This is a genomic window from Weissella oryzae SG25 (assembly GCF_000691805.2).
GTDB classification, from domain to species: Bacteria; Bacillota; Bacilli; order Lactobacillales; family Lactobacillaceae; genus Weissella; species Weissella oryzae.
Map to the genome: position 1 here is coordinate 124209 of NZ_DF820492.1, position 9288 is coordinate 133496.

General features: G+C 38.5%; 11 protein-coding genes. 10 read left to right on the plus strand and 1 reads right to left on the minus strand.

The window, feature by feature from the left end; translation table 11 throughout:
• Positions 1-2: 2 nt before the first annotated feature.
• The 7 genes from TT13_RS07460 to rpoZ all read left to right on the plus strand — a co-directional run bounded on the left by TT13_RS07460 (position 3) and on the right by rpoZ (position 6491).
• Positions 3-863, plus strand: a complete 861-nt coding sequence (locus TT13_RS07460) for a polyprenyl synthetase family protein (RefSeq protein ID WP_027699398.1) — start codon at positions 3-5, stop codon at positions 861-863.
• A complete protein-coding gene (locus tag TT13_RS07465) occupies positions 864-1712 on the plus strand; it encodes a TlyA family RNA methyltransferase (RefSeq protein ID WP_045476935.1) in 849 nt (282 codons plus the stop codon). It begins immediately after the preceding gene.
• On the plus strand, positions 1699-2148 hold the full coding sequence (locus tag TT13_RS07470) for an arginine repressor (RefSeq protein WP_027699400.1): 450 nt from the start codon (positions 1699-1701) through the stop codon (positions 2146-2148). The genes TT13_RS07465 and TT13_RS07470 overlap by 14 nt, the downstream gene beginning before the upstream one ends.
• 23 nt (positions 2149-2171) lie before the next feature.
• On the plus strand, positions 2172-3860 hold the full coding sequence (gene recN / locus TT13_RS07475; RefSeq protein ID WP_027699401.1) for a DNA repair protein RecN: 1689 nt from the start codon (positions 2172-2174) through the stop codon (positions 3858-3860).
• A gap of 206 nt (positions 3861-4066) precedes the next feature.
• A complete protein-coding gene (locus TT13_RS07480; RefSeq protein WP_027699402.1) occupies positions 4067-5626 on the plus strand; it encodes a patatin-like phospholipase family protein in 1560 nt (519 codons plus the stop codon).
• 32 nt (positions 5627-5658) lie between these two features.
• Complete coding sequence (gene gmk / locus TT13_RS07485) at positions 5659-6279, plus strand: guanylate kinase (RefSeq protein WP_027699403.1); 621 nt, start codon at positions 5659-5661, stop codon at positions 6277-6279.
• Entirely contained in the window at positions 6276-6491 is a 216-nt protein-coding gene (rpoZ, locus tag TT13_RS07490; RefSeq protein WP_027699404.1) for a DNA-directed RNA polymerase subunit omega, read from the plus strand. Before gmk ends, rpoZ begins: the two co-directional genes overlap by 4 nt.
• A 152-nt stretch (positions 6492-6643) precedes the next feature.
• Here rpoZ and TT13_RS07495 read toward each other — a convergent pair whose 3' ends face one another.
• Entirely contained in the window at positions 6644-7306 is a 663-nt protein-coding gene (locus TT13_RS07495) for a VTT domain-containing protein (protein WP_027699405.1), read from the minus strand.
• A gap of 146 nt (positions 7307-7452) precedes the next feature.
• Here TT13_RS07495 and TT13_RS07500 point away from each other — a divergent pair, with 146 nt between their 5' ends.
• The 3 genes from TT13_RS07500 (at position 7453) to TT13_RS07510 (ending at position 8879) form a co-directional block, all read left to right on the plus strand.
• Complete coding sequence (locus TT13_RS07500; protein WP_027699406.1) at positions 7453-8037, plus strand: peptidylprolyl isomerase; 585 nt, start codon at positions 7453-7455, stop codon at positions 8035-8037.
• A gap of 64 nt (positions 8038-8101) precedes the next feature.
• Positions 8102-8491 carry a CvfD/Ygs/GSP13 family RNA-binding post-transcriptional regulator gene (locus TT13_RS07505; RefSeq protein ID WP_027699407.1) on the plus strand — a complete coding sequence of 130 codons (390 nt, stop codon included), beginning with the start codon at positions 8102-8104 and terminating at the stop codon, positions 8489-8491.
• Between the two features lie 13 nt (positions 8492-8504).
• Positions 8505-8879: an NUDIX hydrolase gene (locus TT13_RS07510; RefSeq protein WP_027699408.1), complete on the plus strand. Its 375-nt coding sequence runs from the start codon at positions 8505-8507 to the stop codon at positions 8877-8879.
• The last annotated feature ends 409 nt before the right edge of the window (positions 8880-9288 follow it).

Sequence of the window (9288 nt, forward strand, 5' to 3'; positions counted from 1 at the left end):
TCATGCGTTTAGCAGAGTATGCAAAGATTGTACAACCTGAGATTGAGCAGTTTTTAATGACTGAATTTGCAAAATTAGATTCGAATAATCAGTTAATTGCAGCAATGGATTATGCACTGATGACAGGTGGTAAGCGATTACGACCCTTGCTAACTTTGGCAGTGGCTGAAACCTTTGGTCAAAAGCGAGCAATGATAATAAAAAATGCCAGTGCGGTTGAGTTAATGCATACATATTCGCTAATCCATGATGATTTACCCGCCATGGATAATGATACTCTTCGGCGTGGTAAGCCAACGGTACATCTAAAATTTGGTGAAGATGTAGCAATTTTAGCGGGCGATGCTCTGCAACCGTTAGCCTTTGAATGGGTACTAGCTGGAGAGCAAATCTCAGCGGAAAGCAAGCTTGAACTAAGCCGTTTATTAGCTAAAGCGGCCGGGGCTAATGGTATGGTTGCTGGTCAGATTCTTGATATGGAAATGACTAAGGCGACCAAGACTGAGTTAGCAACGGTTAGAAAGTTGCATAATTTGAAGACCGGTGCATTAATTGCCTATGCAGTACAGGCTGGTGGTATATTAGCTGGTGTTAATCAGGAAATTCAGCAGGCACTGTGGCAGTTTGGCTTAAAATATGGATTGGCTTTTCAAATTAAGGATGATATTGACGACTTAATCCAAGATGGTGATGAAGATAAGCAAGCTTATCCAACTTTATTAGGTTTAGCTGGGGCACAAAAAGCACTGCGCAAAGAAGTTACAGACGCTCAAGGGCTCCTTAAGGAAATTGGTGAAAAAGCAGGTGTTGATATAGCCTTGCTATTAAGTTTTTTAGATTACTTTGATGAAATGGTGAAATAGATGGCAATTGAAAAAGAACGTGTAGATATTTTAGCCGTACAGCAGGGATTATTTACCTCGCGTGAACAGGCCAAAAGGGCAATCATGGCAGGTGAAATCCTTGGTGAAAATGAACAACGGATGGATAAGGCCGGTGAAAAGATTCCGGTAACAGTTGAATTGCACCTTAAAGGAAAGCCAATGCCCTATGTATCAAGAGGGGGCTTTAAATTAGAAAAAATGTTGCAAGTTTTTTCAATTGATATGCAAGACCAGGTCGTTTTAGATATTGGCTCATCAACCGGTGGCTTTACTGACGTATCTTTGCAGAATGGTGCAAAACTAGTCTATGCGCTTGATGTTGGAACGAATCAATTGGCATGGAAGCTACGTTCAGACGAACGAGTAGTTGTCATGGAAAATACAAATTTTCGTTATGCTAAGTTAGCGGATTTTACAGCTGGCCAACCTAGTCGCGCAACGATTGATGTTTCATTTATTTCTTTGAATCTAATTTTGCCAGCTTTGAGTGGAATTTTAGCTGCTGGTGGTAGTGTGGCGACATTAATTAAGCCCCAATTTGAAGCTGGCCGCGAAGCTGTTGGAAAACATGGAATTGTCAAGGATGCTAAAACTCATTTGGCGGTAATTGATAAGCTAGTTGGTTATGCAATTGATAACGGCTTTAGTATTGTGGGACTAGATTATTCACCAATTAAGGGTGGCTCAGGGAATATTGAGTTTATTGCTCATTTGAAGTTAGATGGTGGCAAAACTAGTATTGATGAACAAACGCGTAAAGCCGTAGTGGATGCAGCACATCAACAGTTAAATGCACGACGAACGGGGGATGAAGATGCGGCGGAGTAAACAGGCAAGGCAACAAGCCATTCGAACACTAGTACTTACTGAACGTATTCAAAAGCAAGAAGATTTAGTGAAACATTTAAATGCGCAAGGCTGGGAAGTAACGCAGGCAACAGTTTCGCGTGATATTGCTGAGTTACAGCTAGTAAAGGTTCCAGATCAGAATGGCGGCTTTATTTATGCGGTGATGACTGATACTGATTATTTGAACCAACTTGGCTTAATTCTTAGAGAAACAACAACTAAGGTTATTACTCAACAAAATATGGTAATGATTAAAGTTACTCCTGGTACAGGCCCGGCTTTGAAAATGGCCTTAGAAGAGGCTAATTTAGGTGATGTTTTTGGATTAATTGGTGATGATGCTGGGGTATTGGTGATTTTGAAAGAAAATATTGATGCAGAAGAATTTACTAAGATGCTAATGATGCACCACTAACATTAAAAAGGTTAGGTGACACAATGTTACAAGAACTATCAATTCAAAATTTTGCGATTATTCCTAAACTAAATGTCAGTTTTCAACCTGGGATGACAGTATTAACCGGTGAGACCGGAGCTGGAAAGTCAATTATCATTGATGCGGTTGGTTTATTGACTGGTGGGCGTGGTTCGGTTGATTTTATTCGTGAAGGGACATCTAAAGCTTTGTTGCAAGGCTTAGTTGATATCGAGCCAGAAACACCAATCTGGGGAGTTTTGGAGCGGTATGGTGTTGAAGCTGAGGATAATCAGCTGTTAATTCATCGTGAATTACATCGTAGTGGTCGCAATGTGATTAGGGTCAATGGAACTTTGGTTAATGCAACGGCCTTAAAAGAAATAGGCAGTCATTTAGTTGATATTCACGGACAAAATGAACATCAGGAACTTATGAATGTCGAGCGGCATATAAAATTACTTGATGAATTTGGACAAGATAAGATAGCTAACTTACTTAAAGAATATCAGAAGAATTTTTATGAGTACCGTGAACTAGCGGCAACCTTAAAAAAGCGTCGAAATGATGAACAAGCTTGGGCACAAAGACTAGATATGTTGGCATTTCAAAGTCGCGAACTTAGTGAAGCGAACTTAGTAGCAGACGAAGAGAGTAAGTTAGAGCGCGAGTATCAAGAATTAACTAATTTTCAAGATGTTTTGACAGCATTATCGCGGGCTTATGAAGCTCTTCAAGGTGATTGGGAAGGCAATGGTCTGGAAACTGTGTCTCTTTCAATGAACTCATTGGAAGAAATCGAAGAGTTAAGTCCAAAATATCAAGCATTAGCAGAAAGTGTTCGCGGAGCTTATTATGAGTTACAAGATGCGGCTTCAGAAATTCTATCGACAAGGGATGGATTAGAGTTTGATGGTGAGCGTTTAATTGAGGTTGAAGAGCGTTTAAACCTAATTCACTCGTTGGAGCGTAAATATGGGGCAACAGTTGCAGATGTACTAGCCCATCAAGAAGCGGTTGACTTTGAGTTGGCACAAATGACAGGTAATAAGAAGACTGCTGCTGAGTTGGCCGATGAAGTAGCTATTGTGCGGAAGCGGACTTTAAGTTTAGCGCAGGATTTAACACTTGAACGGCAGATAACTGCAAAACGTTTGAGTAAAGAAATTCATGTACAATTGGCAGACCTCTACATGGAGAAAGCCAGTTTTTCATCTAAAATTACTAAACGCAGTCAGTTAAATGAGTTTGGACAAGATGATGTCGAATTTTATATTCAGACTAATCCGGGCGAGAGTGCTAAGCCATTGGTTAAAATTGCATCAGGTGGTGAGTTGTCAAGAATGATGCTGGCAATGAAGACAATTTTTAGTCGTGAGCAAGGGGTAACATCAATTATATTTGATGAGGTTGACACTGGTGTTTCTGGGCGAGTTGCACAGGCAATTGCTGAGAAAATAGCAACAGTTGCTCAAAACTCACAAGTATTGACAATTACTCACTTACCACAGGTTGCGGCAGTGGCAGACCAGCATTTTTATATTCAAAAGCAGGTAATTGGTGAGCGGACTGAAACAACGATTACTAAACTAACAACGGATGAACGAGTCGATGAGTTAGCGCGGATGTTGTCAGGCGATGAGCTTACGCAAGCAGCGCGTAATAACGCACGTGACTTATTGAAACGTGCTGAACAACGGATAAAACACTAAACTTTAACTGATATTGAAGGATTCGAGAATTTTGATTGGCTATGACCAGAAATTTTTACTTGAGTCCTTTTTTGCGTATAAAAAAAGCCTATACTTGGAGTATTAAAAATATTTATTAATTTAAGTTAGAAAGTTAATTTTGAATAGCCTATGTATCTTAATGAATATCGAAGCAGGCAAGCAGCGAATGATTTCAAGGGGGGATAATGTTTGTACAGGAAGGTTATTTAGAAAATGTTGATGCGGTATTTCAACAATTAGTGGGACAATTTGTTGATGCACAAGAAGCCCGAAACCGTTATAGTGATTTGCGAGGGCAAAAGAACATTAAGGGTCTCGTTATTGTTGATAAAACAGTATTAGTGGGGGCAGTATTATATACTTTTGACCAGGAAATTTGTGAAGTTATGGTTACACTGACTTGGCCGGGATATGATCGTAATATAATAATGCAGGCATTAATTGATTATTTAAGTAAGGCTCGAGTCAAACAATTACGATTGTATTCGAATTTTACTACAGACGAAAGTTGGCTAAAGAGTTGTGGTTTTAAACATGTAGATAAAGGTATCTATTGGCGAGACTTCACTTACCCAATTGCCTTTGTTTTTGGTGGTGGTGGTGCCCATGGCGCCTTTTTAACTGGCGCTTATGAAGCACTAGCTGCCGCTCACGTTGTGCCAACAATGTTATATGGTGTTTCTGTGGGGGCAATTACAGGAATGTCTTTGATGCATTTAGATACAACTATCGCAAATGCAACCTGGGCGGAATTAACGACGCAGATGGTGTATGAAGTTGATCATGTTAGTTTGAATCGTCGTCAATTTACCAGAAACTTGGCTAGAAATTTTATTACCCATCGATACTATAATAAAGCGTCGCTCAGACAGGTAATTCAACCGGCGGTAGAAAAGGAGCTAGCCAGTCCACCGTTAGCGGATTTTACGCTTGTGGCAACAGAGTTTCCTAGCTTGAAGGAAGCTGTTTATCGTGTGACTAAGGAAACGACGGTTACAGAGTTGACAGATTGGATTTTAGCATCAAGTGCTTTTTACCCCCTTGTTGCGCCAGTAAAAATTGGTGAGAAGAGGTATATTGATGGTGGTTATTCGAATAATATTCCGGCAAATTTAGCGGCGACTGATGGAGCTAAGGAAATTTATGCCTTTTCGATTATGGATAATAGTATCGCTAATCTAAATGTCCCAGATGATGTGAATCTACATTATATTAGGACACCATGGGAATTAGGACCGTTATTAGACTTTATTCCTGAAATGAGTCAAAGGCATCGCCGACTGGGGTTTTTAAGAACGAAACAGGTATTAGGGGAATATGCCGGTTATTATTATGCTTTTACTGAACCTGTAAATTTTACGTGGCTAGGTGGACCACAATTAATCCGTTGGCTAGCAACTGACCCGATAACGGCTCCTTTGGCCGAGTTATTAAATGAAGCTCCGGTATGGTTGGTTTGGACGCAGTGGTTAGAACGTAAGGCGGAAAATAAGTTTGATGGTGATGCAAAGGCAATGGGCTTAGCAACAATTGAACGACTGGCAGAATTATTAGCAGTAGATCCATTGAAAACGTATACCTTGCAGGGGTTTATTGATGAAATCATTAAGCAGGGAACTTTTCGAACGAATTTGCCCAGTGCTAAGGGGAAAATATCAAGACCATATTTATTAGCAAATATTGCTCTAGTCTTGACAGGTTTATTATATTTGTTGTCGAAGAGCGCAAAACAAGGTAGAATTTAAAATATTATTATTTATATGAAAAGGGGTAGCAAATCATGAAGCGTGGCGTATTGATTGTACTTTCTGGCCCTTCCGGTGTGGGCAAAGGTACCGTGCGTAAGGCGTTATTTGAGGAACCGGATATTGATTTCCAATATTCAATCTCAATGACAACCCGACAACCAAGAGCAGGTGAAGTAAACGGTGAGGATTATTTTTTTGTAACCCGTGAAGAATTTGAAACAGAAATTAGCAATGGTGGTATGCTTGAATATGCCGAGTACGTTGGTAATTACTATGGAACGCCAAAGAGCTTTATCGATAGAACCCTTGCAGCTGGCCGAGATGTCTTACTAGAAATTGAGGTTCAGGGAGCCTTACAGGTTAAAGAAAAGATGCCCGAAGGTGCTTATATATTTCTTACGCCACCAGATTTACATGCGCTAAAGCAACGCCTAATTGGTCGTGGAACTGAAGCAATGGCAGTGATTGAAAAGCGAGTTTCAACGGCAACTTCTGAAATTAGGATGATGGCTAATTACGATTATGCAGTCGTTAATGATGAAGTGGAGTTGGCAGTTCGTCGAATTAAAGATATTATTAACGTAGAACGTTTACGAGTTCATCGTGTCTTGCCAGAATATGTCGAAATGATTGAGGAGTTAGAAGAATGATTTTATACCCATCTGTTGATAAGCTACTAGAACGTGTTGATTCAAGATATAAGTTGATTGCGCTTGGAGCTAAGCGTGCTCACAAGCTAGAACAAGGAGCACTACCAACTCTAGCAAAATTTGAATCTGTTAAGCCAATTGGCCAAGCTTTTGAAGAAATTGAAGCTGGTAATGTTATTATTGATCCTGATAATATTGACCAAGACGCTTAATTTAAAATAAACATCTAACGTTTGGCATAAATTGTTAGGTGTTTTTTTATTTGGTCAATATCAAAGAAGGCTATAAACAAAAAGATACATTGTTACTAGATATGTAAAAACACCACCATTATTCTTTAATGGTGGTGTTTTTTATAATATAGCTATTTAGTCATCTTTTTTTGTTTTTTACTAATCAAATGAGAACGAACACCACCGATAATTGCAGGAAGAGCTGTTACAAACAGGATACCAACGATTACCAAAGTGAAATGTTTTTGAATAAAGTCAATGCGTCCGAAGTAATAACCAGCTTCAACACCCAAAATTACCCAAATAGTTGTAGCAATTGCGGCTAATGAAGCAAATTTTTTATAACTAAAACCAGATACGGCTGCGGTAAAAGGTGCTAAAGTACGAATGATTGGTAGGAAACGAGCAAAGATAATTGCTAGTGCACCATGTCGTTCGTAAAAACTTTTAGCCTCATCGAGTTGTTTCTCTTTAATGAAACGACCAAGTAAGGGATGGCGAACTAAGCGATAACCAATTGTTCGGCCAAGAAAGAAGTTAAGATTATCACCACCAAAAGCGGCAATCCAAAACATTAGCATTAAAACATAGTGATTTAATGCATTACCAGGAATAGCTGAAATTGCACCAGCTGCAAACAATAATGAATCGCCTGGAAGGAAGGGCAAGATAACTGCCCCAGTCTCGATAAAAATTACGAGAAATAAAAAGGCATAAGATAGAGTGCCATACTGATTAACAAAAGCATTTAGATGCACATCAAGGTGTAAAAATAAATCGATGACAAAAGCCATATTCTATAGTTCTCCAAATCTTTAAAATCCAAAATACTTTTTAAGTTTAGCATAGTTAAGAATGACAAGTCTGAAAAAATCATGAATAAGACTATGATATAATGTTTTTCAGAACAAGAATTGCTAGGCAATTTAGGAGGAAGCACATGACATTTCCACAATTAGATTTGGAAAATGCGGTTGGCCCAATCGCCACGCTTGAAACAACTAAAGGTACAATCAAGATTAAACTATTTGAAGAGCAAGCCCCTAAAACGGTTGAAAACTTCAAAGGGTTAATTGAGAAGGGTTATTATGATGGAATTATTTTTCATCGTGTTATCAATGATTTTATGGTTCAAGGTGGTGATCCAACCGGTACTGGTATGGGTGGGGAATCAATTTTTGGTAAAAAGTTCGCTGATGAATTTTCTAATGAACTTTTTAACCTACGTGGAGCCTTATCGATGGCAAATGCAGGTCCAAATACTAATGGTTCACAATTCTTTATGGTACAAGCACCACGTGTAGCAAATGACATGCTACGGCAATTAAAGGGTATTTATGCTGATGAAGTAGTTGAAGCATATGCCCAAAATGGTGGTACACCATGGTTAGATCGGCGGCATACTGTTTTCGGACAGATAATTGAGGGAATGGATGTCTTAGATTCGATTGCTAAATCTAAGGTTGATTATGCAGATAAGCCAGTTGAAGACATAAAAATCATTAAGGCTAGCATTGAAGCTTAATGACAAATTGGGGTTTACCCCAAATACATAGAAGAAATACTAAAAGGAGCTTTCGTGATAAACAATGGAAAACTTTCGCATTGGGCAAATCACTCAAGGTCGAGTTACAGGGATCCAGCCCTATGGGGCTTTTGTGCAACTTGATCGTGATACGCAAGGATTAATTCATATTTCTGAATGTCGATCAGCTTTTATCCAACATGTGGGGGATGAACTTATGATTGGACAGACAGTAACCATAGTTATTTTAGATATTGATTATTATAATCAAAAAATTTCGTTATCAAGGCGAGCCGTGATTGATAATGAACTCTTAGCAGTTGATTTAGATACAAGTAATTTACGCAATAAATATCACCATTATTGGACGAATTCGCATATTTCAATTGGATTTAATACAATTGCTGAAAATAAGATGCAAATGGTTGATGAAGCGCTTAGACGGCTTAGATAGTGAGGAATAAATTATGTCATTAGTTGCAGGAACAGTTATCTTTACACGGGGGGATAAGAGTTATTTCTTAGTTGCAGATACTTTAGCTAAACCCAAGTTTTATACAGTAAAGATGCATCGGCACGAAGCAGATACGGCGCTGGGATCATTATTAACTGGCTTAAAAAATGAATTAGGACTTGACCCAGATAATTTACGGCTGGGTGAGATTGCGGGTTGGCATGCTGATGATGACGAGATTGTTTCGCTATATACGTTAGATGCAGTTGATCCAGATGCATTTAATTTAAAGCGCTTAGACTTGTTAGGATTGCATTTTGTAAGTGCACATGAGGCAGCTCAATTGCTGTTGGATGTCGATATGATGGTTGCTGTTAAATTAGATTAAGAAATGTTTAAGTGGCCTTGCAGGATGACGTAAATTTTTATAATCTAATAAAGTTGTTTTCGGCAATGAATGTTTGTTAAATATATTTGATTTTAATGCTTGACATGGTGTTAATAATTAAGTATTATAATTAACGTTGTTGCAAGCGGTAACAGGCTTTTATCCATATTATTACGCCAGAAAAAATCAGGTGTTGACAATGCGTTTTGATTGAGATATGATATAAAAGTTGTCGCAAGGCAATGTAGATCATTGAAAACTGAATAACGTTTCGATAAAACAAATGTGTAGGGTCATCAAGTTTACTTGATGCAAAACATTTGCGAAGTCAATTCGCTAATAATAAATTCGTTTAACATTGGTTAAACACAACAAATATTTGAGTTATACTCAAACTTTTCAAAATGAG